24 protein-coding genes are annotated in these 26564 nt (G+C 73.9%); 12 read left to right on the top strand and 12 right to left on the bottom strand.

Annotated features, from left to right (window positions below; genetic code table 11):
* Positions 1-91 precede the first annotated feature (91 nt).
* On the top strand, positions 92-907 hold the full coding sequence (gene tpiA, locus LQU92_RS01940; RefSeq protein WP_230660297.1) for a triose-phosphate isomerase: 816 nt from the start codon (positions 92-94) through the stop codon (positions 905-907).
* Positions 908-976: 69 nt separating this feature from the next.
* The gene (gene secG, locus LQU92_RS01935; RefSeq protein WP_058858669.1) at positions 977-1231 is read left to right on the top strand and encodes a preprotein translocase subunit SecG; all 255 of its coding nucleotides are present in this window, start codon (positions 977-979) and stop codon (positions 1229-1231) included.
* A gap of 79 nt (positions 1232-1310) precedes the next feature.
* Here secG and pgl read toward each other — a convergent pair whose 3' ends face one another.
* From pgl to tkt, 6 genes are all read right to left on the bottom strand, one after another.
* Positions 1311-2057, bottom strand: coding sequence for a 6-phosphogluconolactonase (pgl, locus tag LQU92_RS01930; RefSeq protein WP_230660294.1), 747 nt, complete (start codon positions 2055-2057; stop codon positions 1311-1313).
* Positions 2054-3142, bottom strand: a complete 1089-nt coding sequence (locus LQU92_RS01925) for a glucose-6-phosphate dehydrogenase assembly protein OpcA (protein ID WP_230660290.1) — start codon at positions 3140-3142, stop codon at positions 2054-2056. Before LQU92_RS01925 ends, pgl begins: the two co-directional genes overlap by 4 nt.
* Entirely contained in the window at positions 3139-4650 is a 1512-nt protein-coding gene (zwf, locus tag LQU92_RS01920) for a glucose-6-phosphate dehydrogenase (protein ID WP_230660665.1), read from the bottom strand. The genes LQU92_RS01925 and zwf overlap by 4 nt, the downstream gene beginning before the upstream one ends.
* 173 nt (positions 4651-4823) lie before the next feature.
* Positions 4824-6434, bottom strand: a complete 1611-nt coding sequence (locus LQU92_RS01915) for a glucose-6-phosphate isomerase (protein WP_230660288.1) — start codon at positions 6432-6434, stop codon at positions 4824-4826.
* Positions 6435-6513: 79 nt separating this feature from the next.
* Positions 6514-7620, bottom strand: a complete 1107-nt coding sequence (tal, locus tag LQU92_RS01910) for a transaldolase (RefSeq protein ID WP_230660286.1) — start codon at positions 7618-7620, stop codon at positions 6514-6516.
* A 125-nt stretch (positions 7621-7745) separates the two neighbouring features.
* Entirely contained in the window at positions 7746-9872 is a 2127-nt protein-coding gene (gene tkt, locus LQU92_RS01905) for a transketolase (protein ID WP_230660283.1), read from the bottom strand.
* A 431-nt stretch (positions 9873-10303) separates the two neighbouring features.
* Between tkt and LQU92_RS01900 the strand changes: the two genes are divergently transcribed.
* Positions 10304-11200: a heme o synthase gene (locus LQU92_RS01900; RefSeq protein WP_230660280.1), complete on the top strand. Its 897-nt coding sequence runs from the start codon at positions 10304-10306 to the stop codon at positions 11198-11200.
* A 65-nt stretch (positions 11201-11265) separates the two neighbouring features.
* Positions 11266-12183: a dihydrodipicolinate synthase family protein gene (locus LQU92_RS01895; protein ID WP_230660277.1), complete on the top strand. Its 918-nt coding sequence runs from the start codon at positions 11266-11268 to the stop codon at positions 12181-12183.
* Positions 12184-12250: 67 nt separating this feature from the next.
* On the opposite strand, the gene LQU92_RS01890 is transcribed toward LQU92_RS01895, so the two are convergent.
* The 3 genes from LQU92_RS01890 to LQU92_RS01880 form a co-directional block, all read right to left on the bottom strand.
* On the bottom strand, positions 12251-13258 hold the full coding sequence (locus LQU92_RS01890) for a heme A synthase (RefSeq protein WP_230660274.1): 1008 nt from the start codon (positions 13256-13258) through the stop codon (positions 12251-12253).
* An 84-nt stretch (positions 13259-13342) separates the two neighbouring features.
* A complete protein-coding gene (locus LQU92_RS01885; RefSeq protein ID WP_230660271.1) occupies positions 13343-14107 on the bottom strand; it encodes an ABC transporter permease in 765 nt (254 codons plus the stop codon).
* Entirely contained in the window at positions 14104-15099 is a 996-nt protein-coding gene (locus LQU92_RS01880; protein ID WP_374229611.1) for an ABC transporter ATP-binding protein, read from the bottom strand. The genes LQU92_RS01885 and LQU92_RS01880 overlap by 4 nt, the downstream gene beginning before the upstream one ends.
* Positions 15100-15333: 234 nt before the next feature.
* Here LQU92_RS01880 and LQU92_RS01875 point away from each other — a divergent pair, with 234 nt between their 5' ends.
* The 8 genes from LQU92_RS01875 (at position 15334) to LQU92_RS01840 (ending at position 22861) form a co-directional block, all read left to right on the top strand.
* Positions 15334-16131 carry a metalloregulator ArsR/SmtB family transcription factor gene (locus LQU92_RS01875; RefSeq protein ID WP_101852436.1) on the top strand — a complete coding sequence of 266 codons (798 nt, stop codon included), beginning with the start codon at positions 15334-15336 and terminating at the stop codon, positions 16129-16131.
* Complete coding sequence (sufB, locus tag LQU92_RS01870) at positions 16124-17578, top strand: Fe-S cluster assembly protein SufB (protein WP_058858678.1); 1455 nt, start codon at positions 16124-16126, stop codon at positions 17576-17578. Before LQU92_RS01875 ends, sufB begins: the two co-directional genes overlap by 8 nt.
* Before the next feature lies 1 nt (position 17579).
* Positions 17580-18935: a Fe-S cluster assembly protein SufD gene (gene sufD / locus LQU92_RS01865; RefSeq protein ID WP_374229610.1), complete on the top strand. Its 1356-nt coding sequence runs from the start codon at positions 17580-17582 to the stop codon at positions 18933-18935.
* Positions 18936-18978: 43 nt separating this feature from the next.
* A complete protein-coding gene (gene sufC, locus LQU92_RS01860) occupies positions 18979-19740 on the top strand; it encodes a Fe-S cluster assembly ATPase SufC (protein ID WP_230660268.1) in 762 nt (253 codons plus the stop codon).
* A gap of 34 nt (positions 19741-19774) precedes the next feature.
* Complete coding sequence (locus LQU92_RS01855; RefSeq protein ID WP_101852432.1) at positions 19775-20128, top strand: metal-sulfur cluster assembly factor; 354 nt, start codon at positions 19775-19777, stop codon at positions 20126-20128.
* A 152-nt stretch (positions 20129-20280) separates the two neighbouring features.
* Positions 20281-21072, top strand: coding sequence for a ZIP family metal transporter (locus tag LQU92_RS01850; RefSeq protein ID WP_230660265.1), 792 nt, complete (start codon positions 20281-20283; stop codon positions 21070-21072).
* A gap of 50 nt (positions 21073-21122) precedes the next feature.
* Entirely contained in the window at positions 21123-21845 is a 723-nt protein-coding gene (locus LQU92_RS01845) for an NYN domain-containing protein (RefSeq protein WP_230660262.1), read from the top strand.
* A 263-nt stretch (positions 21846-22108) separates the two neighbouring features.
* Entirely contained in the window at positions 22109-22861 is a 753-nt protein-coding gene (locus LQU92_RS01840) for a hypothetical protein (RefSeq protein WP_230660259.1), read from the top strand.
* Between the two features lie 525 nt (positions 22862-23386).
* On the opposite strand, the gene LQU92_RS01835 is transcribed toward LQU92_RS01840, so the two are convergent.
* Genes LQU92_RS01835 through LQU92_RS01825 form a run of 3 tightly spaced genes read right to left on the bottom strand, consistent with a single transcriptional unit; the run spans position 23387 to position 26405 of the window.
* Complete coding sequence (locus LQU92_RS01835; RefSeq protein WP_230660256.1) at positions 23387-24289, bottom strand: neutral zinc metallopeptidase; 903 nt, start codon at positions 24287-24289, stop codon at positions 23387-23389.
* A 40-nt stretch (positions 24290-24329) separates the two neighbouring features.
* Positions 24330-24950: a biotin transporter BioY gene (locus LQU92_RS01830; RefSeq protein ID WP_230660254.1), complete on the bottom strand. Its 621-nt coding sequence runs from the start codon at positions 24948-24950 to the stop codon at positions 24330-24332.
* Positions 24951-24959: 9 nt separating this feature from the next.
* Positions 24960-26405: an AI-2E family transporter gene (locus LQU92_RS01825; protein ID WP_230660251.1), complete on the bottom strand. Its 1446-nt coding sequence runs from the start codon at positions 26403-26405 to the stop codon at positions 24960-24962.
* Positions 26406-26564: the final 159 nt, after the last annotated feature.

Below are 26564 nucleotides of genomic sequence, written 5' to 3'. Positions count from 1 at the left end.
ACGGCGGAAGGGCATCCCGGGGCGCGCGCCCGGGGTGCCCTTCCCGCACCCCGCACGAGCAGCGGCGAGAGCGCCGCGGACAGGACAGCAGATGACCTCGCAGACCAACGGGAGCTTCGACCGCACGCCGCTGATCGCCGGCAACTGGAAGATGAACATGGACCACGTCCAGGGCATCGCCCTGCTGCAGAAGCTGGCGTGGACCCTCGACGACGCCAAGCACGACCACGACCGCGTCGAGGTCGCAGTGTTCCCGCCGTTCACCGACCTGCGCTCCGTGCAGTCCCTCGTGGAGGCCGACGGGCTGCGGGTGCGCTACGGCGCCCAGGACCTCTCCGACCAGGACTCCGGGGCCTACACCGGGGACGTCTCCGGGCAGTTCCTCGCCCGGCTCGGGTGCGGCTACGTGCTCGTGGGCCACTCCGAGCGGCGCACCATCCACGGCGAGACGGACGCCCTGTGCGCCGCCAAGATCGCCGCGGCCCACCGCCACGGCCTCGTGCCGGTGCTGTGCGTGGGCGAGGGCCTGGAGGTCCGCCAGGCCGGCGAGCACGTGGGCCACACCCTCGAGCAGCTGCGCGGGGCCGTCGCCGGGCTCGACGCCGAGCGCGTGGCGGAGCTCGTGGTCGCCTACGAGCCCGTGTGGGCCATCGGCACCGGCGAGGTCGCCGGCCCCGAGGACGCCCAGGAGATGGCCGCCGCGATCCGCGCCGAGCTGGCCGAGCTCCACGACGCCGGCACCGCCGCGCGCACCCGCATCCTCTACGGCGGCTCGGCGAAGGCGGCCAACGCTGCGGCGCTGCTGAAGGGCAAGGACGTGGACGGCCTGCTGGTCGGCGGGGCCAGCCTCGACGCCGAGGAGTTTGCTAGCATTGCCAGGTTCGAGCAGCATCTCGTGACCGACTGATCACGACCCCCTGACCGACGGCGCCCGCCCCGGGCGCCCGCTCGGCACCGACCCCCGGGAAGGGCCTCCGTGGAAATCCTGCAGACCGTGCTCCTGGTGATCATCGTGGTCACCAGCCTCCTGGCCGTCCTGCTCGTCCTGCTGAACAAGGGCAAGGGCGGCGGCCTGTCCGACATGTTCGGCGGCGGCATGACGCAGTCGCTCAACACCTCCGGCGTGGCGCAGAAGAACCTCGTGCGGCTGACCACGATCGTGGCGGTCGCGTGGGCGCTGGCCGTGGCGGCCTACGCGCTGACGATGCGCTTCACCACGCCGGGCGCCTGACGCGGCACCCGTGCACGGGCCCCCGGGACGCCGTCCCGGGGGCCCGTGCACGTCCGGCACCGCGGCGGGCGGGCGCCGCTCAGGCCCCGGCGGCGTCCCGGGCGAGGAGCAGGAGGGTCTCCTGCGCGCCCCGGACCCCGGCCCCGGGGGTGCGCCCGACCGGCGCCCCGGCGCGCACCGCGGCGACGGCCTGCGCCTTCTCCGCCCCCGCCACGAGCAGCCACACCCGCTCGGCCGCGTTGATCAGCGGCAGCGTCATGCTCACCCGCTGCGGCGGCGGCTTGGGCGAGTCCCGCACCCCGAGCACCGTGGCCCGCTCCTCGTGCACGTGCGGGAGGCCCGGGAACAGGGAGGCCACGTGCCCGTCCGGGCCCAGGCCCAGCAGGGAGAGGTCGAAGCGGGGGAGGGGCCCGTCGCGGCCCTCGCGCGCTGCGGCCGCCGCCAGCTCCCGCAGGTAGTCCTCGGCGGCCTCCTCCGGGGACGCGAAGTCGTCGGCGGAACCCATGCAGTGCACCCGGTCCGGGTCCAGGGCGAGCGCCCCGCCCACGGCCCCGGCGGCCTGGACGCAGTTGCGCTCCGCGCCGGCCCCCTCGGTGAAGCGCTCGTCGGACCACCAGACGTCGACCCGGGACCAGTCCACGGCCGAGCGGCCCGGGGAGGCGGCCACGGCGGCGAGCACCGCGGTGCCCATGCCCCCGCCGGTCAGCACGACGCAGGCCTCCCCGCGCTCCTCCTGGGCCGCGGCCAGCACGTCGAGCACCCGCCCGGCGGTCGCCTCGGCCAGGGTCGGGGCGTCGGGGTGGACGACGGTCTCGGGCTCGCTCACGGTGTTCCTCCTCGGGTCTCGGTCTCGGGGGCGGCGGGGGCGTCCGTCCCGGCGTCGCCGGGGGCGGCCGCGGGCACGGCCGCCGGCTGCTCGCGGCCCCCGCCGTGGGCGGCCAGGAAGGCCGCCGCGCCGGGGGAGAGCTCCCCGGAGGAGTCCACCACGCGCGCCACGCGCACGTCGCGCAGGCCCGTGGTGAGCACCTCGCCGTAGACCTCGTCCGGGTCGAGCCGGCGCAGCTCCTCGGCCAGGCACGCGTTGAGGTCCCGCACCGGCATCGCGACCTGCTGGTCCGGCTGGCCCGGCTGGCGCAGCACGGCGACGCTGCGGCCCGGGCGCTCGAGGGCGATCTCGCCGTCGTCGCGCACCAGCACCACCCGGTGCAGCCGCCGGTTGCCGGGGGAGTCGAGGAACGAGACCTCGGCGTCCAGGCGGGTGCCCAGCCACGCGCCGAGGAGCACGACGCTGGGGGAGCGCCCGGAGCCCTCGACGACGACCTCGCGCACGGGGGCCGGGCCCGCCTGGTCCAGGACCGCCGCGAGCTGGATCCGCCAGTTGGTGATCCGGGTCCAGGCCAGGTCGGTGTCGCCGGGCACGTAGCGGGAGCCGAGGTCGTGCAGGGCCGCCCAGGCGTCCTCGTGGCGGGCGGCGTCCGTGATCCGCCGGTGGGCGATGCCCGCGATCGAGGACGTCGTCGGGGACGTGTCGGGGACCCGGTGGGCCCACCACACCACGATCGGGGCGTCGGGCAGCAGCAGCGCCGAGAACAGCGTCTCGGTGGGCTCGGCGAGCGCGCCGTAGCCGTGCAGGACGATCACCTCCGAGGCCCCGGCGTCCCCGCCCATGCGCAGCTGCGCGTCGAGGCGGGTGTCCTCCGAGGAGGCGTGGGCCACGTGCACGATGATCCGGCACGGGTGCTCGTGGCTGGCGAAGTTCGCCGCCTCCAGGGCCGCCTCGGAGTGGCCCGCCTGGGCGAGCACCACCAGCGTCAGCACGCGCCCGAGGGTCACCACCCCGTGCTGGTCGCGCAGCTGGTGCAGCTTCTTGTCGATGGCGGAGGTGGTGGTGTTCTCCATCGATACGATCACGGTCGCCTCCAGACGCGTCCGTCGCGGGCCAGGAGCGCGTCCGCCCCGGCGGGCCCCCACGAGCCGGGGGCGTAGGACTCCGGCACGATCCCCTGCTCCTGCCAGCACTGCTCGAAGGGGTCGAGGATCCGCCAGGACAGCTCGACCTCCTCGTGGTCCGGGAACAGGGGCGGCTCCCCGAGGAGCACGTCGAGGATCAGCCGCTCGTAGGCCTCGGGGCTGGACTCGGTGAACGAGTGCCCGTAGCCGAAGTCCATGGTCACGTCGCGGATCTCGGACTGGGTGCCGGGGACCTTGGAGCCCAGCCGGATCGTCACGCCCTCGTCGGGCTGGATCCGGACCACGATCACGTTGCGCCCGAGGTCCTCGTGCCCGTTGTCGCCGAAGAGCAGGTTGGGGGAGCGCTTGAGCTGCACCGCGACCTCGGTCACCCGCCGGCCCAGGCGCTTGCCGGCCCGCAGGTAGAACGGCACCCCGGCCCAGCGCCGGTTGTTGATGTCCAGGCGCAGCGCGGCGTAGGTCTCGGTGCGGGAGTCGGCCGGGATGTCCTGCTCCTCGTGGAAGCCGCGCACCTGCTGGCCGCCCTGCAGCCCGGCCGCGTACTGGCCGAGCGCGGAGTACGCGGCGAGGTCCTCGGGGACGACGACGGAGGCCAGCACCTTCGCCTTCTCGGCGCGCATGTGGTGGGCCTCGAAGGACAGCGGCTCCTCCATCGCGGTGAGCGCCAGCAGCTGCAGCAGGTGGTTCTGGATCACGTCGCGGGCCGCGCCCACGCCGTCGTAGTAGCCGGCCCGGGAGCCGATGCCGATGTCCTCGGCCATGGTGATCTGCACGTGGTCCACGAACCGGTTGTTCCACAGCGGCTCGAACATCTGGTTGGCGAAGCGCAGCGCCAGGATGTTCTGCACCGTCTCCTTGCCCAGGTAGTGGTCGATGCGGAACACGCAGTCGGCGGGGAAGACCCGCTCGACGATGGCGTTGAGCTCGGCGGCGGACTCGAGGTCGTGGCCGAAGGGCTTCTCGATCACCACCCGCCGCCAGCCGGAGGCGTTCTCGTGGTCGGCGAGGCCGTGGTCGGCCAGCTGCTGGCACACGGTCTCGAAGGCCTTGGGCGGGATCGAGAGGTAGAAGGCGTGGTTGCCGCGGGTCCCGTAGTGGACGTCGAGCTCCTTGAGCGTCGCCTTCAGGGACTCGTAGGCGCGGTCGTCGTCGAACTCCCCGCGCACGAACCGGATCCCGGTCGCGAACTGGCGCCAGACGTCCTCCCGGAACGGGGTGCGGGCGTGGGCCTCGACGGACTCGCGCACCACGGCGCGGAAGTCGTCGTGGGCCCACTCCCGCCGGCCGAAGCCGACGACGGCGAACGAGGGCGGGAGCAGGCCGCGGTTGGCGAGGTCGTACATCGCCGGCAGCAGCTTCTTCTTCGCGAGGTCGCCGGTGACGCCGAACAGCACGAGCGCCGACGGCGCGGCGACGCGCACGAGCCGCCGGTCCCTCCGGTCCCGCAGGGGATTGCGGGCGAACTTGTCTGGCAACGGATCTCCTTTCCGTCCCGGCGCGTCCCGGGGGACCGGGGCCGGGGGGCCTGCACGCGGGAACGGTCGGCGCGGGCGAGCCCGCGCCGACCGTGGCGTCCCCCCAGTCTAGGGGAGCGCGGGGCGCTCCTCCCAGCCGGGCGGGCTCAGCCCGCCAGGGCCTCCACGGCGCGCACCAGCTGGCGCACGCCCTCGGCCCGGTCGGTCAGGCGCAGGCGCAGGACCGGGCGGCCGTGGTCGGCGAGCACCTGGGCGTCGCCGTCGGCCTGCGCGGAGATCAGCTCGCCGAAGCTGAACGGGCTGTCGGGGATCTCCAGGTCGGTGTCCGAGGCGGCGGTGACCTGAAGGTACACGCCCTCGGCGGGCCCGCCCTTGTGGTACTGACCGGTGGAGTGCAGGAACCGGGGGCCCCACCCGAAGGTCGTGGGCCGGCCCGTGGCGCGGGCCAGCAGCGGGCGCACCTGCTCCAGCTCGGCCCACGAGAGCCGGTCGAAGTAGGCCTGCACCGCCACGTAGCCGGAGCCGGGAAGGGCCTCCAGCAGGTGGCGCAGGGCCTGCTCGACGGTCGTGGCCCCGCGCAGCAGCTGCGCGTCGCCGCGGATCTCCACCGCACCGTCGACCGCCTCCGGCGCCGTGGGCTCCGGCTTCGCCTCGAGCAGGGCGCGCGTGGCGGTCTTGGCGGACTCGACGTCGGGCTGGTCGTAGGGGTTGATCCCGAGCAGCCGGCCGGCGACCGCGGTGGCGACCTCCCACAGCAGCAGCTGCGCGCCCAGGGACCCGCCCACGCGCACGGCGTCGCCCTCCGGGGCGTCCTCGGCGTCGGCGGCGACGAGGTCGACCACGAGCACGTCCGGGGCCCCCGCCTCCGGGGCCCCGCCCGCGCCGACGACGACGGGCAGCAGCCCGGTGCCCTCCTTGCCGGTGGACTCGGCGATCAGCTGCTCGGCCCAGTCGGCGAAGCCGGCGATGCCCGAGCCGAGGTCGCGCAGCACGAGCTTGTTGCGCAGCGGCTCGGTCCCGCCCAGGGCGGCGCCCAGGTGCAGGCCGGGGTTGTCCTCGGCGTCCTCGCGCAGGACCTCCGCCGCCTCGTCGGCGTCGTCGAGCAGGGCGGCGACGTCCACGCCGGCCAGGCCCGCGGGGACCAGCCCGAACGCGGTCAGCGCCGAGAAGCGCCCGCCCACGGTCGGGTCGGCGGTGAAGACGCGGCGGTAGCCGGCCTCCCGGGCCGAGGCCTCCATGGGTGAGCCGGGGTCGGTGACGACGACGATCCGGGAGGCGGCGTCGATGCCCGCCTGCTCGAAGGCCCGGGCGAAGGCGCGCCGGGCCGAGTCGGTCTCCACGGTCGAGCCGGACTTGGAGGAGACCACGATCGCGGTCCGCTCCAGCCGGTCGGCCAGGGCGGCGGCGACCATCTCCGGGTCGGTGGAGTCGAGCACGAACAGCTCCACGCCCGCGGTCCGGGTGATCACCTCGGGGGCCAGCGAGGACCCGCCCATGCCCGCGAGCACGAAGCGGTCCACGCCCTCGGCGGCGAGCTCCTCGCGCAGGGCGGTGATCTCGGGCACCAGCGGGCGCGAGACCTCGGCGGCCTCCACCCACCCGAGGCGCTTGGCGGACTCCTCCTCCGCGGCGGCCCCCCACAGGGTGGGGTCCTGGGCGAAGAGCTTGCCCGCGAAGCCGTCGGCGACGAGGGCGGGCACGTGGCGGTCGACGGCCTCGCGGGCCGCGCCGGAGGTCTGGACGGTCAGGGAACTCATGGGCTCTCCTCGGGGTCGGTGCGGCCCCGTCCCGGGCCGGGACGGGGCCGGGTGCCGGCGCGCCGCCGGCCGGTGCGGGTCAGCGGGCGTTGTCGAGGGCGGTGCGCACGGTCTGGAGCAGCTCCGCCCAGGAGTCCTCGAACTTGGACAGGCCCTCGGTCTCGAGCTGGGCGACGACCTCGTCGTAGGAGATGCCCACGCCGGCGATCTCGTCGAGCACGGCGTTGGACTGGGCGTAGGTGCCGGTGATGGTGTCCCCGGTGACCTCGGCGTGGTCGTAGGCGGCCTCGAGGGTCTTCTCCGGCATGGTGTTCACCGTGTGCGGGGCGACCAGGCCGGTGACGTAGAGGGTGTCGGGCAGGGACGGGTCCTTCACCCCGGTGGAGGCCCACAGCGGGCGCTGGGGGTTGGCCCCGGCGGCGGCCAGGCGCCGCCAGCGCTCGGTGTCGAGGGACTCCTGGAAGACCTGGTAGGCCAGGCGGGCGTTGGCCAGCCCGGCCTTGCCCTTGAGCGCGGCGGCCTCGTCGGTGCCGATCGCCTCCAGGCGCTTGTCGATCTCGGTGTCCACGCGGGAGACGAAGAAGGAGGCCACGGAGTGGATCCCGGACAGGTCCTTGCCGTTCTCCAGGGCCTGCTCCAGGCCCAGCAGGTAGGCGTTGACGACCGCCCGGTAGCGCTCGAGGGAGAAGATGAGGGTGACGTTGACGGAGATGCCCTCGGCGATGGTGGCGGTGATCGAGGGCAGCCCGGCCTCGGTGGCGGGGATCTTGATCAGGGCGTTGGGCCGGTCGATCGTGGCCGAGAGGCGGGCGGCCATGGCCGCGGTGGCCTCGGCGTCCTGGGCCAGGCGGGGGTCGACCTCGATCGAGACCCGCCCGTCCACGCCCTGGGTGGCCTCGGCGATCGGGGCGAAGAGGTCGCAGGCCTCACGCACGTCGTCGGTGGTGATGGTCAGCACGGCCTCGTCGACGTCGGTGCCGGCGGCGGCCAGCTCCTGGACCTGCTCCTCGTAGGCGTCGTGGGCGGCCAGGGCGGCGGCGAAGATCGTGGGGTTGGTCGTGACGCCGACCACGTTCTTCTCCTCGATCAGGGCCTGCAGCCCGCCCGAGCGCAGCCGCTGGCGGGAGAGGTCGTCGAGCCAGATGGAGACGCCGGCGTCGGAGAGCTTCTGGGTGGGGGTGGTCATGGGTGCCTCGGTTCCTCGGGATTCTTCGGGTGCTGGGGGCGGGTGCTGCGGGCGGACGTCCCCGCCGGGCCGGTGCGGCCGTGGTCCCGGGGCGCCGCGCGGACGCCCCGGGACCGGTGCGGGCCTCAGCGGCCGGCGGCGGCGATGGACTCCTGGGCGGCGGCGGCCACGGCCTCGGCGGTGATGCCGAACTCGCGGTAGAGCCTCTGGTAGTCGGCCGACTCCCCGAAGTGCTCCAGGGACACCGCCCGCCCGGCGTCGCCGAGGAGGTCGCGCCAGGACATGGCGATCCCGGCCTCCACCGACACCCGGGCCTTGACCGCGGCCGGGAGCACGGAGTCGCGGTAGGCGGGGTCCTGGGCGTCGAACCACTCCCGGCAGGGCATGGACACGACCCGGGCGGCGATCCCCTGCTCCGCCAGCTGGTTGCGGGCTTCCACGGCCAGGGCGACCTCGGAGCCGGTGCCGATGAGCACCACGTCCGGGTCCCTGCCCTCGGGAGCGTCGGCGAGGACGTAGCCGCCGCGGGCCACCCCTTCGGCCGAGGCGAACTTCTCGCCCTCGGCGTCGGGGTGCAGGTCGGCCCGGGCGAAGGTGGGCACGTTCTGGCGGGTCAGGGCGATCCCGGCCGGGCCGTGCCGGTTCTCCAGCATCGTCCGCCACGCGATCGCGGTCTCGTTGGCGTCGGCGGGCCGGACCACGTCCAGGCCCGGGATCGCCCGCAGGGCCGAGAGCTGCTCGACGGGCTGGTGGGTGGGACCGTCCTCGCCCAGGCCGATGGAGTCGTGGGTCCACACGTAGATCGAGGGGACCTTCATCAGCGCGCCCAGGCGCACGGCCGGGCGCTGGTAGTCGGAGAAGATCAGGAACGTCCCGGAGAACGCCCTCGTCTGGGAGGACATGGTGATGCCGTTGACGATCGCGGCCGCGGCGTGCTCGCGGATCCCGAAGTGCAGCACCCGCCCGTAGGGGTTGCCGGTCCACTTGTCCGTGGAGCGGGCCTCGGGGATGAACGAGGCCGCGGTCTCGATGGTGGTGTTGTTCGACCCGGCCAGGTCCGCCGACCCGCCCCACAGCTCCGGGAACGTGTCGGCGATCGCGTTGAGCACCTTCCCCGACGCGGCCCGGGTGGCCACGTCCTTGCCGGCCTCGAAGGTCGGGAACGCGTCGGCGTAGTCCTCGGGCAGCTCCTCGGCGCGGATCCGGTCGTAGAGGCCAGCACGGTCGGGGTGGGCCTGACGCCACTGCTGGAAGTCCTGCTCCCACGCCTCGCGCACCTCCTTCATCCGGTCGGCGATCCCGCGGGTGTGGGTCAGGACCTCGTCCTCCACCACGAAGGACGCCTGCGGGTCGAAGCCGAGGACCTCCTTGGTCGCCGCGACCTCCTCCGCACCCAGCTTGGACCCGTGGATGCCCCCGGTGTTCTGCTTGCTCGGGGCCGGCCAGCCGATGATCGTGCGCAGGGCGATCAGCGAGGGCTTGGCCGTCTCGGCCTTCGCCGCCCTGATCGCCGCGTAGAGCTCCTCGACGTCCTCGACGTAGTCCCCGGACTTCGTCCAGTCCACCCTCGCCACGTCCCACCCGTAGGCGGCGTAGCGGGCCAGGACGTCCTCGGTGAAGGCCACGTCGGTGTCGTCCTCGATGGAGATGTGGTTGTCGTCGTAGATCACCACGAGGTTGCCCAGCTCCTGCACCCCGGCCAGCGAGGACGCCTCGGAGGTCACCCCCTCCTGCAGGTCCCCGTCGGAGGCGATCACGTAGACCGTGTGATCGAACACGGAGGTGCCGGGGGCCGCCTCGGGGTCGAACAGGCCCCGGGTGTAGCGCTGGGCGTAGGCGAAGCCCACCGCCGAGGCCAGGCCCTGGCCCAGCGGGCCCGTGGTGATCTCCACCCCGGTGGTGTGCCGGTACTCCGGGTGGCCCGGGGTCTTCGAGCCCCAGGTCCGCAGGGACTTGATGTCCTCCAGCTCCATGCCGTAGCCCGCCAGGAACAGCTGCAGGTACAGCGTCAGGGAGGTGTGCCCGGGGGAGAGGATGAACCGGTCCCGGCCCGTCCACCGGTCATCGGCCGGGTCGTGGCGCATGACCTTCTGGAACAGCAGGTACGCCGCCGGGGCCAAGGACATCGCCGTGCCCGGATGCCCGTTGCCCACCTTCTCCACGGCATCCGCGGCCAGCACGCGGACGGTGTCCACCGCGCGCTGGTCCCGCTCGGTCCAGATCAGCTTCTCAGGAAGGTCGGTCACGTGCATCAGGCCCTTTCTGCTGGGATCGGCTGCCGTGCGCAGCACCTGCCGGCGCGGGCCGGCGGTCCGTGGACCAGCTTAGGTCACGGCCTCGGGGCGCCGGCGCGGATTGCGGCCGGTTGCCCCCGCGCCGCCGCCGGCCCCGGGGCGGGAGGCGCCGGCCGGGGCCCGGGTCGCCCCCGGCACGCGCTATGCTGTATGGGACCTTTCCCGCACGCCCGTGGCCGGCCACCGCGCCGCCCTCCGCGCCGCACCGCGCGCCGGCCCCCGCCGTGCCGACCCGCCCGCCCGGGAGCACCTGCACGGCGCCGGGGGGAACCACCGCAACCGGGAGCAATGATTCTGTGAACTTCCTCGAGACGTCGGGACCCGCGGGGCGAACGACCCCGGGCGCCGGGACCACGGGCACCGCCCCGGGCCCGCGGTACGAGGGGCGGATGACGGTCTCCCGGAAGCTGCGGGCCTACGTGGCTCTGATGAAGCCGCGGATCATCGAGCTGCTGCTGGTGGCCACGGTCCCCACCATGATCTTCGCCGAGCAGGGCATGCCCGACTTCCTGCTCGTGCTCAACACCCTCGTGGGCGGCACCCTCGCCGCCGGCGCGGCCGGGGCGTTCAACTGCTACATCGACCGCGAGGAGGACCGCGTGATGAAGCGGACCGCCCGGCGGCCGCTGGTCACCGGGGAGGTCACCGACCGCGAGGCGCTGGTCTTCGCATGGGTGCTCTCCGCGGTCTCCGTGGTGTGGCTGGCCGTGGGGGTCAACGCGCTCGCCGCCTTGCTGGGCGCGGTGGCGATCTTCCTCTACGCGGTCTTCTACTCGATCGTCCTCAAGCGGCGCACCGCCCAGAACATCGTCTGGGGCGGGGTCGCCGGGTGCATGCCCGTGCTCATCGGCTGGGCGGCGGTCACGGGCGGGCTCGACTGGCCCGCGCTGATCCTGTTCCTGTTCATCTTCCTGTGGACCCCGCCGCACTACTGGCCGCTGTCCATGAAGTACGCCGAGGACTACTCCCGGGCCGGCGTGCCGATGCTCGGCGCGGTCTCGAGCGCCCGCACGGTCGGCAGCCAGGTGGTGCTCTACGCGTGGGCCACGGTGATCTGCTCGCTGCTGCTCGTTCCCGTGGGCGGGGCCGGCTGGGTCTACGCCGTCACGGCCCTCGCCGCCGGCGTCTGGTTCACCGGGCACAGCCACAAGCTGCACGCCCTGGCCGTGGCCGGGCGGCCCACCGACAAGCAGGCCATGTACGTCTTCCACGGCTCGATCGCCTACATCACCGTGGTCTTCCTGGCGCTCGCCCTGGACCCGTTCGTCGGCGGCCCCGTCCTCTGAGCACACCCGCCGCCCCGGGGGCGGCGCGGACCGGGACCCGCCACGTCCGGTCCTAGGATGGATCCATGCTGACCATGACCTTCCGGGGCCTCGTCGCGTACCCCGTGACCCCCTTCGCCCCCGGCGGAGACCTGGACCTCGGCTCCCTCGAGCGCTACGTGGGCCGGCTCGTGCGCGCCGGGGTGGACGAGGTCGTCGTCCTCGGCACCGCGGGAAGCTTCGCCTACCTCAGCCTCCACGAGCGCACCGAGGTGGTGCGCGTGGCCGTCTCCGCCGCCCGGCACTCCGGTGTGCCGGTCGGCGCGGGCATCTCCGCGATGACCACCCGGGAGGTCCTCGAGACCGCCCATGCCGCCGAGAACGCCGGGGCGGACGGGCTCGTGCTCAACCCGCTGTCCTACATCCCGCTCGTGGCCCAGGAGATCGCCGACCAGGTCGAGACGGTCTCCGCCTCCGTGGCCCTGCCGCTGTGCCTGTACAACAACCCCACCACAACCGGGTTCGACTACCCGGTCGAGCTCGCCGCCGAGCTGTCCTGGCTGGAGAACGTCACGGCGTTCAAGGACACCGCGACCGGCCCCGCGGCCCTGGCCGAGCGGCGCCGCCGCTTCGCCCGGCTCGCCGAGCCGGGCACGGTCCACGGGGTCAGCGGGGAGCGGCTGCTGCACGAGGCCGCCCCCGACGCCCAGGCCTGGCACTCGGGCATCGCGGCCGTGCTGCCGCGCCAGTACGCGGCGTTCCGGGCGGCCGTGCTGGCCGGGGACGAGGAGGCCGCGCGCACGTGGCAGGCGGCCCTGGCCCCGCTGCTGGAGATCCTGCGCCAGGAGCGCCCCCTGAGCTCGCTCTACGCCCTCGCGGAGGTCTGCGGGGTCAGCACCGCCCCGCCGCGGCGGCCCCTGCTGCCGGTGCCCTCCGCGGGCCGGCAGCGCCTGGCCGAGGCCGTCGAGGTGCTCCTGGACGAGGCGCCCGAGGAGCGGTTCTGAGCACCCCGCCGGGCGCACGGCCACAGGACCCGCCGGGGAACCGTGGCCGGGCCCGACGGTGCCGCCCTCAGCCGTGCGAGGCGCCGGCGGTCCGGGCGGCGCCGAGCACCGGCGCGGGGACGGCCGTGACGGCGAAGCCCTTCTCCACGACCCGGGCCACGGCCCACACGAGCACGGCCGAGCCGACGAGGTGCAGGGTCACGGCCACGACCGGGACGCCGTTGAAGTACTGGTAGTAGCCGATCAGCGCCTGGAGCACCAGGGCCGCGAGCACCACGTTGAGCCCGGAGGCCACGGTCACGGGCCAGCGGTGCCGCCGGGCCAGGACCAGCCCGGCGACGGTCGCGGCGACGAGCAGGTACACGGGCACGGCGTGGGCCCGGGTGATCAGGTAGGCGTCGAAGGCGTGCCGGGCGCTGGAGTCGTCCCCGGCGTGCGGGCCGGTGCCCGTCACGAGGGTGCCCAGGTAGAGCACGAGCAGGGTCAGCAGGCCGATCGCGCCCAGCAGCCGGCGCAGCGCGGACCGGTGCGCGTGGACCTGCCCCGGACGCTCGGCCTCGCCCACGGCGGGCAGGGAGTACCGGCGGGTGCGGTTGACCAGCACGGTGGCCAGGGCGATCATCGCCGACGAGATCAGGTAGTGCACGCCCACGATCCAGGGGTTCAGGCCGGTGAGCACGGTGATCCCACCGACCACCGCCTGCAGGGGGATGCCCAGGCCCAGCACCAGCGCCAGCCGGAAGAGGTCGCGGTGGCGCTCCCGCAGCCGCCACACGGCCAGGAACGTCAGCACGGCGATCGCCGCCAGCAGGAACGTCAGCAGCCGGTTGCCGAACTCGATGATCCCGTGCACGCCCATCTCGGCGGTGTTCGTCCACGACTCGTCGGTGCAGCGCGGCCACGTGGGGCAGCCCAGGCCCGAGCCCGTCAGGCGCACGAGCCCGCCGGTGAGGATGAGCAGGGCGTTGGCCAGCAGGGAGGCCAGCGCCAGCGCCCGCACCCACGGGGTGATCCGGCGGGGCGACAGCACCCCTCCGAGGGCTCGGGGGCCGGTGGCGGTGGGGGCGGCGGTCATGGTCTCACTTCCGGGCGGATCGGCGGGTGGGCTGGAGGCCAGTTTATCCGGGCTCCCGGCGCCCGGGTGCCGCCGGTGCGCGGCTCAGCTCCAGCGGAACCAGCGCACGGCGCCCGCCCACGCCCCCGCGGCCCACACGGCCAGCACGAGCAGCGGCAGCGGGTGCGGGGCGCCGGTGAGGAACGTCTCGCGCAGGGCCTGGCCCAGGGCGCCCGAGGGGAGCAGGCCCACGAGCCAGGCGGGGCCCTCCGGGAGCGTACCGGCCGGGAACAGGGTGCCGCCGACCGCCGCGAGCAGCACCCACACGAGGTTGGTCACGGCCAGCGTGGCCTCGGCGCGCACGGTGCCGGCGAGCAGCAGTCCGAGCCCGGTGAACGCCGCGGCGCCCAGCAGCAGCACCGGCACCGAGACGAGCACGGCGAGCACCCCGGGCCGCCACCCGAGCGCGGCGCCCACGGTGGCCACGAGCACGTACTGCACCGCGAGCACGGCCAGCACGGCCAGCAGCTTCCCGGCGATCAGCCCGCCGCGGCCCAGCGGTGTGGTGGAGAGCAGTCGCAGCACCCCGTAGCGGCGGTCGAAGCCGGTCTGGATGCCCTGGCCGGAGAAGGCGTTGGAGAGCACGCACAGCGCGAGCACGCCCGGCACGGCCACGTCCACGCGCTCGGCCCCGGGCGGGACCACGGCGTCGAGCATGCCGGTCAGGCTCAGCCCGACGAGGCCCATCAGGGGCAGCACGACCAGCAGCAGCAGCTGCTCGCCGTTGCGCAGCATCGCGACGGTCTCGAAGCGGGCCTGGGCTGCCACGCGGCGCAGCAGCGGGGCGGGGGCGGAGGCGGTCGTCGTCATCGGATCTCCCGTCCGGAGATCTCGAGGAACACGTCCTCGAGGGTGCGGGGCTGGAGGGACAGGGCCTCGGGCATCGTCCCGGTGGTGCCGATCCACCGGGTCACGGCCTCGAGCAGGGGCGGGGTGAGCGGACCGGAGAGCGTCACGGTCCGCTCGGCGCGGCCCACGCGCACGGCGGCGAACTCGGGGGCCTCCCACGGGAACGGGCGGGCCTCGAGCTGGGCGGGGGCCAGGACGAGCTCCAGGACGGAGGGGGCGTCCGCGCCGGGGGCGACGAGCTCGGCCACGGAGCCCTCGGCCATGACCCGGCCGTGGTCGACGATGCAGACCCGGTCGGCCAGTCGCTGGGCGTCGTCGAGCAGGTGGGTCGTGAGGATGATGCAGCGGCCCTCGCGGCGCAGCTGGTCGATCAGGTCGAAGACGATGTGGCGCGACTGCGGGTCCAGCCCGGCGGAGGGCTCGTCGAGGAAGACGACCTCCGGGTCCCCGGCCAGGGCGGCCGCGAGCGCCAGGCGCTGGCGCTGCCCGCCGGAGAGCCGCCGCACCACGGTGCGGTCGAAGGCCGCGATGCCCAGCCGCTCGACCAGCTCGTCCATGTCGCGGGGGCTGCGGTGGAGGGCGCAGACGTGGCGCAGCAGCTCGAGGGGGCGCACGGCCTGCGGCAGGCCGCCGTCCTGGAGCATCACGCCCACGCGGGCGCGCAGCGCGGGGGAGGCCCGCCACGGGTCCTGGCCGAGCAGTCGCACGGTCCCGGCGTCGGGTCGCTGCAGGCCCTGGGCGCACTCGAGGGTCGTGGTCTTGCCCGCGCCGTTGGGTCCCAGCAGGGCCGTGACCTCGCCGTGGCGGGCGGTGAGGGAGAGCCCGTCCACGGCGCGCACCGCGTCGCCCGCGGCCGTGCCGCTCCCGCGGCGGCGGGCGGGGAAGTGCTTGACGAGCCGCTCGATCGACAGGGCGGGGGCGGCCGGGGGCGCGGGGGAGTTCTGGACGGGCACCGGACCAGTGTAGTGGCGGCGCGCCGGGCCCGGCCCTTGGCCCCGGCGCTCCCACCCGTTATTATGAGTAGGTCGGAATTTCCGCCCCGGAGCCGCTTAGGTGCGGCTTACTGGCGGGGCCGGAAGAAATTACGACATGATCTGGTTGTGTATTGAGCACCCTGTGGTGCCGCACCGTCGCCGGCCGCCCGCGGCCCCGCGACCACCCCCGAGCAAGGAAGACACGGTTCGACCATGACCCACTCCACGGACGTCCGGAGCCCCGGCCGCTCCGGGCCCCGCGCGGAGGAGGAGAACACCCGCTCGCGCGTGCTCGGCGCCGTGCTGGAGCACGGGCCGGTCTCGGCCGCCGACCTCGGGGAGATGCTCGACCTGACCCCTGCCGCCGTCCGCCGGCACCTGGACGCGCTCGAGCAGCAGCACTACATCGAGGTCACCATGGTCCGCCGCCGCACCGGCGGCGCCGGCCGGCCCGCCCGCCGCTACGTCGTCGCCCCCGAGGGCCACGCGAAGCTGGGCGACGACTACCTCGAGATCGCCACCGACGCCCTCGAGACGATCCGCCGCGTCGCCGGCCCCGACGCCGTGCGCGCCTTCATCCAGGAGCGCGTGGACCGGCTCGAGGCCGCCTACCGGCCCCGCGTGGAGGCCGCCGGGGACGAGGTCGCCGAGCGCCTGCCCGTGCTCGTGCAGCTGCTGAGCGAGGACGGCTTCGCCGCCTCCACCAACGAGGTGGCCGTGGGGCAGGGGGAGCGGCGCACCATCGTCTCCGCCCAGCTGTGCCAGGGCCACTGCCCGGTCCGCGAGCTCGCCGCCCGCTACCCGCAGTTCTGCGAGCTCGAGACCGACCTGATCGCCCGGCTGCTCGGCACCGACGTGCGCCGGCTCTCCACCCAGGCCGCCGGCGCGCACGTGTGCACGACCCACGTGCCCCTCGCCCGGCCCGCTCCCCGGCCCGCCGCCGGGGCGGCGCCCCCGACACCCGCAGACCAGACCACGGACCACACCAGCAAGGAAGGCCGTCATGACTGAACAGATCGCCCGCGGCAACGACACCGTCATCACCGACATCCTGGAGAAGAACCCGGAGCTCGAGGGCATCGGCACCTACGAGTACGGCTGGGCCGACACCGACACCGCCGGCGCCACCGCCCGCCGCGGCATCAACGAGGACGTCGTCAAGGACATCTCCGCGAAGAAGAGCGAACCGGAGTGGATGACGAAGCTGCGCCTGAAGGCCCTGAAGTTCTTCGAGCGCAAGCCCATGCCCACCTGGGGCGCCGACCTGTCCGGGATCGACTTCGACAACATCAAGTACTTCGTGCGCTCCACCGAGAAGCAGGCCCAGACCTGGGAGGACCTGCCGGAGGACATCCGCAACACCTACGAGAAGCTCGGCATCCCCGAGGCCGAGCGCGGCCGCCTCGTCGCCGGCGTCGCCGCCCAGTACGAGTCCGAGGTCGTCTACCACCAGATCCGCGAGGACCTCGAGGCCCAGGGCGTGATCTTCATGGACACCGACACCGCCCTCAAGGAGCACCCGGAGTTCTTCGAGGAGTACTTCGGCACGGTCATCCCCGTGGGCGACAACAAGTTCGCCGCGCTGAACACCGCCGTGTGGTCCGGCGGCTCCTTCGTCTACGTCCCCAAGGGCGTGCACGTCGAGATCCCGCTGCAGGCCTACTTCCGGATCAACACCGAGAACATGGGCCAGTTCGAGCGGACGCTGATCATCGCCGACGAGGACTCCTACGTCCACTACATCGAGGGCTGCACCGCGCCGATCTACAAGACCGACTCGCTGCACTCCGCCGTCGTCGAGATCATCGTCAAGAAGAACGCCCGCGTGCGCTACACGACCATCCAGAACTGGTCGAACAACGTGTACAACCTCGTCACCAAGCGCGCGATCGCCCACGAGGGCGCCACCATGGAGTGGATCGACGGCAACATCGGCTCGAAGGTCACCCAGAAGTACCCGGCCGTCTACATGACCGGCGAGCACGCCCGCGGCGAGACCCTCTCGATCGCCTTCGCCGGCGAGGGCCAGCACCAGGACACCGGGTCGAAGATGGTGCACATCGCGCCGAACACGTCGTCGTCGATCGTCTCGAAGTCCGTGGCCCGCAACGGCGGGCGCTCTGCGTACCGCGGTCTCGTGCAGGTGCGCGAGGGCGCGAAGAACGCGAAGTCCAACGTGGTCTGCGACGCCCTGCTGGTGGACACGATCTCCCGCTCCGACACCTACCCCTACGTCGACATCCGCGAGGACGACGTGTCGATGGGCCACGAGGCGACCGTCTCGCGCGTGTCCGAGGAGCAGCTGTTCTACCTCATGCAGCGCGGCCTGGCCGAGGACGAGGCGATGGCGATGATCGTGCGCGGCTTCGTCGAGCCGATCGCCCGCGAGCTGCCCATGGAGTACGCGCTGGAACTGAACCGCCTCATCGAACTGCAGATGGAAGGATCCGTTGGCTGACATGTCGAAGCTGAACGAAACGATGCGCGACGCGGCCGAGGCCGCGACCTCCGCGGCGACCGCGGTCGCCGAGAAGGCCGCCGGCCTCGCCGGGACCGTGACCGAGAAGGCCAAGGACGCCGTGGGCGAGAGCGTGGGCGGGGTGCCCACCGGCGACCGCCGCGTGGCCATCCCCGGGATGGACCAGGAGGGCGAGAAGCTCGCCGACCAGGACGAGCGCACGGGCCAGACCCAGCGCGAGGCCCCCGCCGCCTCGCGCGGCGAGCGCTTCGCGTCCTACGACGTCGCCGACTTCGCGCCGCTGACCGGCAAGGAGGAGGACTTCCGGTTCACCCCGCTCAAGCGCCTGCGCGGGCTGCACACCGACGAGCTGACCGGGCCCGCCCCGGCCGTGCGCGTCGAGGCCCCCGCGCCCGTGCGCACGGAGACCGTCGGCCGCGACGACGCCCGGATCGGCTCCGCGGGCATCCCCGAGGACCGGCTGGCCGCCAACGCCTGGAGCAGCTTCCGCGAGGCCACGGTCGTGACCGTGCCCCGCGAGGCCGAGCTGGAGAGCCCCGTGCTCGTCGACGTCGAGGGGGCCGGGGACGGCGCCGCCGCCCAGCACCTCGTCATCGAGGCGGAGGCGTTCTCCCGGGCGCTCGTGGTCCTGCGCCACCACGGCTCCGCCGTGCTCTCGCAGAACGTCGAGTTCCGGGTGGGCGAGTCCGCGAACCTCACCGTCGTGACCCTCCAGGAGTGGGACGACGACGCCGTGCACGCCTCCGCGCAGCACGCCCGCCTGGGCCGCGGCGCCCACTTCAAGCACGTGCTCGTCTCCCTCGGCGGCGACCTCGTGCGCGTGACCCCCTCCACCCGCTTCGACGCCCCCGGCGCCTCGGTGGAGATGTACGGGCTGACCTTCGTGGACGCCGGCCAGCACCTCGAGTCCCGCCTGCTCGTGGACCACGCGCAGCCGCACTGCACCTCGCGGGTGACCTACAAGTCCGCGCTGCAGGGCGAGAACGCCCACGGGGTGTGGGTCGGCGACGTCCTCATCCGCGCCGCCGCGGAGGGCACCGACACCTACGAGCTCAACCGCAACCTCATCCTCGGCGACGGGCCCCGCATGGACTCGGTGCCCAACCTCGAGATCGAGACCGGCCTGATCGCCGGCGCCGGCCACGCCTCCACCACGGGGCAGCTGGACGACGAGCACCTGTACTACCTCATGTCCCGGGGCATCCCCGAGGACGAGGCGCGCCGGCTCGTGGTCCGCGGCTTCCTCTTCGAGATCCTCCAGCAGATCGGCGTGGAGGACATCGAGGAGCGGCTGCGCGGGGCCGTCGAGGACGAGCTCGCCGCCGCCGACCACTGACCCCTCCCACCCCAGACTTTTTTCGACCACAGGAGAACCATCCATGGCAACTCTCGAGATCAAGGACCTGCACGCGTCCGTCGTGCTCGACGACGAGACCACCAAGCCGATCCTCAAGGGCGTGAACCTGACCATCAAGTCCGGTGAGGTCCACGCGATCATGGGCCCCAACGGCTCCGGCAAGTCCACCCTGGCCTCCACCATCGCCGGGCACCCCAAGTTCGTCGTCGACTCCGGCCAGGTCCTCCTGGACGGCGAGGACGTCCTGGAGATGTCCGTGGACGAGCGGGCCCGCGCCGGGCTCTTCCTCGCCATGCAGTACCCGGTGGAGATCCCCGGCGTGACGACCTCCAACTTCCTGCGCACCGCCAAGACCGCGATCGACGGCGAGGCCCCCTCGCTGCGCAACTGGACCAAGGACGTCAAGGCGGCCATGGAGCAGCTGAAGATCGCCCCCGAGATGATCCAGCGCAACGTCAACGAGGGCTTCTCCGGCGGCGAGAAGAAGCGCCACGAGATCCTCCAGCTCGAGCTTCTCAAGCCGAAGATCGCGCTGCTGGACGAGACCGACTCCGGCCTCGACGTCGACGCCCTCAAGGTCGTCTCCGAGGGCGTCAACCGCGCCCTCGAGACCAACGGCACGGGCATCATGCTCATCACCCACTACACCCGCATCCTGCGCTACATCAAGCCGCAGTTCGTGCACGTGTTCGCCGACGGCCGCGTGGTCGACGAGGGCGGGCCCGAGCTCGCCGACCGGCTCGAGGACGAGGGCTACGACCGCTACCTGGCCGCCGCCCAGTAGTCCTCACCCGCACCCGCCCGAAAGGAGGCCAGCCATGGCCGACACCCCTGCCGAGAACGCCGTCCAGGCGCCCGCCGGCCAGCTCCCCGCGGAGGAGGTCGAGGAGGCGCTCAAGAACGTCATCGACCCCGAGCTCGGCGTGAACATCGTGGACCTCGGGCTGCTCTACGGCCACAAGTGGGCCGAGGACGGCGCCCTGGTCCTGGACATGACCCTCACCACCGCAGCCTGCCCGCTGCAGGACGTCATCGAGGAGCAGTGCGCCCAGAACCTCGACCCGCTGGTGGACGAGTGGCGCGTGAACTGGGTCTGGATGCCGCCGTGGGGTCCCGAGCGGATCACCGAGGACGGCCGCGACCAGATGCGGGCCCTGGGCTTCAACATCTGAGTCCCCTCCCGCGCCGACGGCGCCCGTGCCCACCCGCAGCGGTGGGGGCGGGCGCCGTCGTCGTCCTCCCGTCCGCGCCGGTCCCGGCGCGTCCGTCCGGGTCCGACGGCGTCATCCGTGCACGCCGGCCGCGGCGGTCCTACACTTCCGGCATGGGAAGTGCACTGATCTTCGGGCTCGTCGCCTCCAGCCCCCTGGTGATCGGCGCCCTGATCGGCGTGCGCTTCACCCTGCCCAAGCGGATCCTGGCGATCCTGCTCTCGTTCGCCGCCGGTGCGCTCATCACGGCGCTGACCTTCGAGCTCTTCGAGGACGCCTACGAGAAGGGCGGGATCCGGCCGGCCGTGCTCGGCCTGTTCGCCGGCGCCGTGGTGTTCACCGTGCTCAGCGCGCTCCTGGACCGCTGGGCCGCTCCGGGGCCCCGGTCCCGGGACGCCGAGAGGCAGCAGGGCAGCGCGAAGCTGGACACCGACGCCGCGGCACAGGAGACGAGGCCCACGGCGGCGTCCACCGGGGGAGCGGCGGGCCTGGCCCTGCTGGCCGCGGTGACCCTGGACGGCGTGCCGGAGAACGTGGCTCTGGGCGTCGCCCTCACCGAGGGCACCGGCGGGCTGGCGCTGCTGGCGGCGATCTTCGTCTCCAACCTGCCCGAGTCCCTCGTGGGGGCCTCCTCGATGCGCGAGCAGGGGATGTCCGCCGGCAAGGCGGTCGGCCTGTGGGCGGTCTGCGGGGTCCTGCTCGTCGGAGCCGTGCTGCTGGGCGCCGGGCCGCTCGCCGGCAGCGCCCCCGAGACGATCTCCCTGCCGCTGGCCTTCGCCGCCGGCGCGGTCATCGCGTCCCTGGCCGACACCCTGATGCCCGAGGCCTACGAGCACGGCGGTCCCGCGGTGGCGCTGAGCACCGCAGCGGGTTTCGTGCTGTCCTTCGCCCTGTCCCTGGCCTGAGCCCTCCGTCCCCGGTTGCTTCCCGCCCGCCGGGGCGGCATGCTCGGGAAGTGAACACCGACGAGAAGCGCATCGCCCTGCTCATCGACGCCGACAACGCCCCGGCCTCGAAGATCGACGTCATCCTCGCGGAGGTCGCCCGCCACGGTGCGGCGAACGTCCGGCGGGCCTACGGCAACTGGAAGAGCCCCCACCTGCAGCAGTGGGAGGCGGTGCTGCACGCCTACGCGATCCGGCCCATCCAGCAGTTCGCCTACAGCACCGGCAAGAACGCCTCCGACATGGCCATGGTCATCGACGCGATGGACCTGCTCTACGCCGGCTCGGTCGACGGCTTCGCGATCGTCTCCAGCGACGCCGACTTCACCCCGCTGGTCATGCGGATCCTCACCGACGGGCACAAGGTCTACGGCTTCGGCCAGCGCCAGACCCCCGAGCCGTTCATCAACGCGTGCTCCCAGTTCACCTACGTGGAGAGCCTCGGCGAGCCCGCCGAGGAGTCCCCGGGCGAGACGACCGGACCCACACCGCAGCAGGCGCTGCGCCGGGACTCCCGGCTGGTGCGCATGCTGCGCAGCGCGGTCGACGCCGCCAGCGGCGACGACGGCTGGGCCCACCTGGGCGCCGTCGGCCAGCAGATCGGCAACCAGGCCTCCTTCGACTCCCGCAACTACGGCTACCGCAAGCTCAGCGATCTCATCGAGGCCACCGGGCTCTTCGAGGTCCGCCGGGACAACGTGGCCGTGCAGGTGCGCGACCCCCGCCGCAGCTGAGCGCCGCCGGCCTCCGCGCCCGGCCGGGTTCCGGTCCCGGAGTGCCTCCGGAACGGGCCCGTCGCGCGGGGGGACTCCCGCCGGTCCCGGCCGGTCCGTCGCGAACCCGCTCCGCCGCGCCCGGCCGCGGGCATCCTGTGCTCGGGCACACACCGCGTCCTAGACTCGGGACCAGCACCGGAGTCCCCAGGGTGCAGGCGCCCGGACCGGACGGAGCACCGTCCGGCGGCGCCGGAGCGGCTCGACCGAGGAGGAGTCCCGAGATGGAACCGTGGATGTGGATCGTGCTGGCGGTCGTCGTGCTGGCGATCGTGGTCGGACTGGCGCTCGCCTCCGGCCGCAAGCGCAAGGAGCGCGAGCTCGCCCGGGAACGGGAGAACCAGCAGCGCGCCGCCGAGCTGCGCCGCCGCGGCGAGGAGGAGGAGCTGCGCGCCCGCGAGCAGGAGGCCGACGCCTCGGCGGCCCAGGCGGAGGCGGAGAAGGCCCGGGTCGAGGCCGACCGGCTCGCCCAGGACGCCCGGCGCCGCGCCGAGGAGGCCCAGCAGGTGCGCGGCCGGGCGGAGTCCCACCGGCGCGAGGCCGACGAGCTCGCCCCGGACCACCACGACCGCGACGGCGCGCACGGCCGGGGCGCAGCCGGGGCGGCCTCCGCCGATCAGGCGGGCACGGACGACGACCGCCACGGCAGCGCCGCGGACCAGGACGTCCCGGCGGATCGGCTGCGGGACGGATCCGACCACGCGGACGACTCCCGCGGACCGGCCGACCGGCTCCGGGACCGCACGGACGACAGCAACGGACCGGTGGACCGGCTCCGGGACCGCACCGATGACAGGACCGGCACCGCCGACCGGCTGGGGGACGGCTCCGACCGCGCGGACGGGGACCGCGCCGACGACTCCCGCGGGCCGGCCGACCGGCTCCGGGACCGCACGGACCACAACGCCGGGGGCGGGAACGCCGCTCCCTGGGAGGAGAACGGCGGGTCGGCCGCCGCCGACCGTCCGCGCACCTGACGCCCTGCTCGCTCACCTGCCGGCCGCCACGGGACGACCTCGCCGTGGCGGCCGGCGCATGCCCGCCCCGAGGCGCACGTGAATGGGGTGCAACCCAGACGGGCAACGCGACCTGTGTGGCACCGGTGTGCACCGTCACGCCTGGCCGTCCGCCGAGTCCCCTCTGTCGCGGCATTTCCCCCGTTGCGCGACGGGGGAAATGCCGCGACAGAGGGGACTCGGTGTCTGTGGTGATGCACGGTGGGGGACTCGGCGGGTTTGGTGGAGCCGAGTTGGGGACTCGGCGTTGCCGGTGGGGTTGGGTGGGGGAGTCGGTGCGGGTGACGCAGTCGTGGTGGGGAGTCGGCGTGGGCGGTGTGGCCGTGGTGGGGAGTCGGCGTGGGCGGTGTGGCCGTGGTGGGGAGTCGGCGTGGGCGGTGTGGCCGTGGTGGGGAGTCGGCGTGGGTGGTGCGGCCTGGGTGGGGACTCGGCGTGGGTGGTGCGGCCTGGGTGGGGAGTCGGCGGGGGCGGGCGGGGACCAGCGGGTCAGAAGGCCGCGGCGGGGTTGTCCAGGTCCGCGGCGCGGAAGGTGTCGCAGCGGTTGAGGTCGCCGGTCTCGTAGCCGGTGTAGAACCACACCTGGCGCTGGCGGGAGGTGCCGTGGGTGAACGCCTCGGGGGTGACCCGCCCCTGGGTGGTCTGCTGGATCCGGTCGTCGCCGATCATCTCGGCGGCGTCCAGGGCCTGGCCCAGCTGGGCCGGGGTGATCGCCTCCAGGTCCACCGCCCCGGAGGTGTCCCCGGCGGCGTGCCCGGCCCACAGGCCGGCGAGGCAGTCCGCCTGCAGCTCGACCCGCACCGCCCCGGACTCCGGGCCCTGCGGGTCCTGCTGGGCGTAGCCGAGGGTGCCGATCTGGTGCTGGATGTGGTGGCCGAACTCGTGGGCCAGCACGTACTCCTCGGCCAGCGGACCGCCCTCGGCGCCGAACTGCGCCTGGAGCTGCTCGAAGAACCCGACGTCCAGGTAGGCGGTCTCGTCGGCGGGGCAGTAGAAGGGCCCCACGGCCGAGGACGCGGCGCCGCAGCCGGTGTCCGTCCGGCCCTGGAAGAGCCGCAGCCCGGGCTGGACGTACTGCTCGCCGGTGGTGGAGGGCAGGTACTCCTCCCAGAACTGGTCGAGACTCTGGGCGGTGGCGATCATCCGGCAGTCGGTGTACCGGTTGGCGTCCTCCCCCGTGCGGCAGTGCGCGAACTCCTCCTCCGGCGAGCCCTGGGTGGTCGAGCCCTGCCCGGTGCCGCCCGTGAGCTGCTCGACCGCGTCCGGGCCGAAGAGCAGGCCGACGACGAGCAGGAGCAGGGTGCCGCCCAGGCCGCCGCCGACGGCGAGCCCGCGGCCCCCGCCACCGCTCGCGCGGCCCGGGTCGAGCTGGGAGTCGTTGCTGAACGTCATGGGGAGAGCATAAGCCGTCTGACGAACGGGCGGGGAGGGCTCAGCGGGTGCCGGCGATGCGGGGGAAGACCTTGTGCACCGCCACGGCCAGCGCCGCCGCGAGCACGCCCTTGAGCAGGTCGCCCGGCCAGAACACGAGATCGGCGGCGACCGCCTCGCCCAGCGGGAGCCCGCCCGTGGTCAGCAGCCCCAGGACCCCGCCGAGGTGCAGCACCACGAGGCCGGCGAGGGCGCCCGCCAGCAGCCGCAGCAGGTAGGCGCCGGTGCGCTCGTAGCGCGCGCTCGTGGCCCCGCCGTCGTTGTGGCGCCGGGCGGGGATCAGCCACTGGGCCGTGTACCCGGCCGCGGCCGCGGCGAACGGGAACGCGAGCACGTAGCCCGCGGACGGTCCGTCGAGCACGTCGGGTCCGCCGCGGAAGCCCTCGAAGACGGGGGCGCCGGCGAGGCCCGCGAGCACGTAGAGGCCCACGGCGGCCAGGGCGCGGGTGCCGCCCAGCACCAGCCCGGTGAGGAGCACGGCCAGGCTCTGGAGGGTCAGCGGCACGCCGGCGTCCCCGAAGGGCAGGCCGGGCAGCACGGAGACGGCGGCGGTGAGGGCCGCGAACACCGCGATGTTCACGAGGTCCTCGGCGGTCACGGAACGGCGCTGGTCGGTGCTCATGGCCCCAGCCTAGGACCTGCGCGCGTCCGTGTCCGTGTCCCGCCCGCCGGCGGGATCCCCGGAGACGTCCTGCCCGGGGTCCTCCTGGCGGGCGGCGTCCCTCTCGGTCGCCCCGAAGCGGCCGCCGAGGGCCTGCTGGTAGCGCATCCGCTGGTACTTCCAGCGCTCGGCCATCGTGGCCTTCGCCTCGACCCGGTCCTTGGGGTTGACGGGGTCGGGGCCCAACACGGGGTCGTCCCCGACCTGGTAGCTGTCCGTCCACACCTGGATCACGGCCCAGGCCACGGCGGTGTAGGGGACGGCGAGGATCGCCCCGAAGATCCCGCCGACGAGGGTGCCCACGGTCAGGGCCAGCAGCACCATCAGGGCGTGCAGGCTGAGCGTGCGCCCCATGATGACGGGCTGGAGGACGTTGCCCTCGATCTGGTTGACCAGGACGATCCACCCGACCACCGCGAGGGCGGTGCCCGGGCCGTTGGTGACCAGGGCGACGAGGGCGGCGATGATCCCGGCCACCGTCGCGCCGACGACGGGGATGAAGGCGGTGACGAACACGAGCACGGCCAGGGGCAGGGCCAGGGGCACGCCGACGACCATCAGGAACGCGCCGATGAACACGGCGTCGATCAGGGCGACCAGCGCGGTGCCGCGCACGTAGCCGCCGAGGACCTGGCTGCCGCGGTCCACCGACTCCGCCAGGCGGGCCCGGCGCTCGCCGCGGAACCAGCGCAGCGTGAAGTTCCACATCTTCTCCCCGTCCTTGAGGAAGAAGAACAGGATCACGACCATCAGCACGAGGCCGGTGAGGAAGGTGGCGGCGGCGGAGAGCCCGCTGAGGGCGCTGCCCGCGAAGCTGCCGCTGGAGACGAACTCACCGGCCCGGCGCAGCGCGGCGTCGACGCTCGCGGTGTCCACCGGCAGGGGGCTGGACTGCAGCAGCCGCTGCAGCTCCGTCCAGCCCTCGCCGGCCTGGGCCGCCAGGGTGTCCCACTGGTTGCGCACGGTGAGCACGATCCCGGTGATCACCCCGCCCAGCAGCAGGAGGATGCCGAGGAACGCGGTGAGGGTGGCCAGCAGGTTGGACCAGCCGCGGCGCTCGAGCCACTTCACGACCGGTCCCACCGCGGAGGCCAGGATCAGGGCGACCATCGCGGCGATGACCACGACCTTGATCCGCAGCAGGACCCACACGAGGCCGGCCACGACGGCGGCGATCAGCAGGGTCTGGGCGGCGCGCGAGCCGGCCCGCCCGAGGGAGTCGGCCCAGGGGCTCACGGCCGGGGCCAGCGACTGGGTGGCCTCCTCGAGCCCGGCGGGCTCGTCGGCCGCGTTGGAGGCCGGGACCGCCTGACCGGGGTCGACGCGCCCTCCGAGGACCGCCTCGGCGTGCAGCGGGGCGGCGGAGGAACCGCCGGAGCGGGCGGCCGGCCGGTCCGGCCGGGAGGACGTGGGCATGGGGTCTCCTCGGGGAGGGCGGTCGGGGCGCGCGTGCGGGCACGACGGCGTTCGCCCCAACCCTAAGGCGGCTGTCGGAGGGGTGTCCACCGGCCCGCGGCGCGGCCCTGCCGCAGGTCGCGGGCGTGGTCCGCGTCATGGGCGGATCCGCGGGCCTCG

This window comes from Kocuria sp. LUK (assembly GCF_021012935.1).
GTDB classification, from domain to species: domain Bacteria; phylum Actinomycetota; class Actinomycetes; order Actinomycetales; family Micrococcaceae; genus Kocuria; species Kocuria flava.
Note: the sequence above shows the minus strand (reverse complement) of the source record. Positions and strands in the feature narration are given on the sequence as shown.

What these genes read in the sequence shown, in the direction of transcription:
- LQU92_RS01885 (WP_230660271.1), bottom strand. Translation starts at nt 14,107, where the DNA reads ATGACGACGACCGCCTCCGCCCCCGCCCCGCTGCTGCGCCGCGTGGCA.
- LQU92_RS01825 (WP_230660251.1), bottom strand. Translation starts at nt 26,405, where the DNA reads ATGCCCACGTCCTCCCGGCCGGACCGGCCGGCCGCCCGCTCCGGCGGT.
- LQU92_RS01875 (WP_101852436.1), top strand. Translation starts at nt 15,334, where the DNA reads ATGACCCACTCCACGGACGTCCGGAGCCCCGGCCGCTCCGGGCCCCGC.
- tal (WP_230660286.1), bottom strand. Translation starts at nt 7,620, where the DNA reads ATGACCACCCCCACCCAGAAGCTCTCCGACGCCGGCGTCTCCATCTGG.
- LQU92_RS01850 (WP_230660265.1), top strand. Translation starts at nt 20,281, where the DNA reads ATGGGAAGTGCACTGATCTTCGGGCTCGTCGCCTCCAGCCCCCTGGTG.
- LQU92_RS01855 (WP_101852432.1), top strand. Translation starts at nt 19,775, where the DNA reads ATGGCCGACACCCCTGCCGAGAACGCCGTCCAGGCGCCCGCCGGCCAG.
- LQU92_RS01895 (WP_230660277.1), top strand. Translation starts at nt 11,266, where the DNA reads ATGCTGACCATGACCTTCCGGGGCCTCGTCGCGTACCCCGTGACCCCC.
- LQU92_RS01830 (WP_230660254.1), bottom strand. Translation starts at nt 24,950, where the DNA reads ATGAGCACCGACCAGCGCCGTTCCGTGACCGCCGAGGACCTCGTGAAC.
- LQU92_RS01915 (WP_230660288.1), bottom strand. Translation starts at nt 6,434, where the DNA reads ATGAGTTCCCTGACCGTCCAGACCTCCGGCGCGGCCCGCGAGGCCGTC.
- tpiA (WP_230660297.1), top strand. Translation starts at nt 92, where the DNA reads ATGACCTCGCAGACCAACGGGAGCTTCGACCGCACGCCGCTGATCGCC.
- LQU92_RS01835 (WP_230660256.1), bottom strand. Translation starts at nt 24,289, where the DNA reads ATGACGTTCAGCAACGACTCCCAGCTCGACCCGGGCCGCGCGAGCGGT.
- LQU92_RS01900 (WP_230660280.1), top strand. Translation starts at nt 10,304, where the DNA reads ATGACGGTCTCCCGGAAGCTGCGGGCCTACGTGGCTCTGATGAAGCCG.
- LQU92_RS01840 (WP_230660259.1), top strand. Translation starts at nt 22,109, where the DNA reads ATGGAACCGTGGATGTGGATCGTGCTGGCGGTCGTCGTGCTGGCGATC.
- LQU92_RS01890 (WP_230660274.1), bottom strand. Translation starts at nt 13,258, where the DNA reads ATGACCGCCGCCCCCACCGCCACCGGCCCCCGAGCCCTCGGAGGGGTG.
- tkt (WP_230660283.1), bottom strand. Translation starts at nt 9,872, where the DNA reads ATGCACGTGACCGACCTTCCTGAGAAGCTGATCTGGACCGAGCGGGAC.
- sufD (WP_374229610.1), top strand. Translation starts at nt 17,580, where the DNA reads ATGTCGAAGCTGAACGAAACGATGCGCGACGCGGCCGAGGCCGCGACC.
- sufC (WP_230660268.1), top strand. Translation starts at nt 18,979, where the DNA reads ATGGCAACTCTCGAGATCAAGGACCTGCACGCGTCCGTCGTGCTCGAC.
- sufB (WP_058858678.1), top strand. Translation starts at nt 16,124, where the DNA reads ATGACTGAACAGATCGCCCGCGGCAACGACACCGTCATCACCGACATC.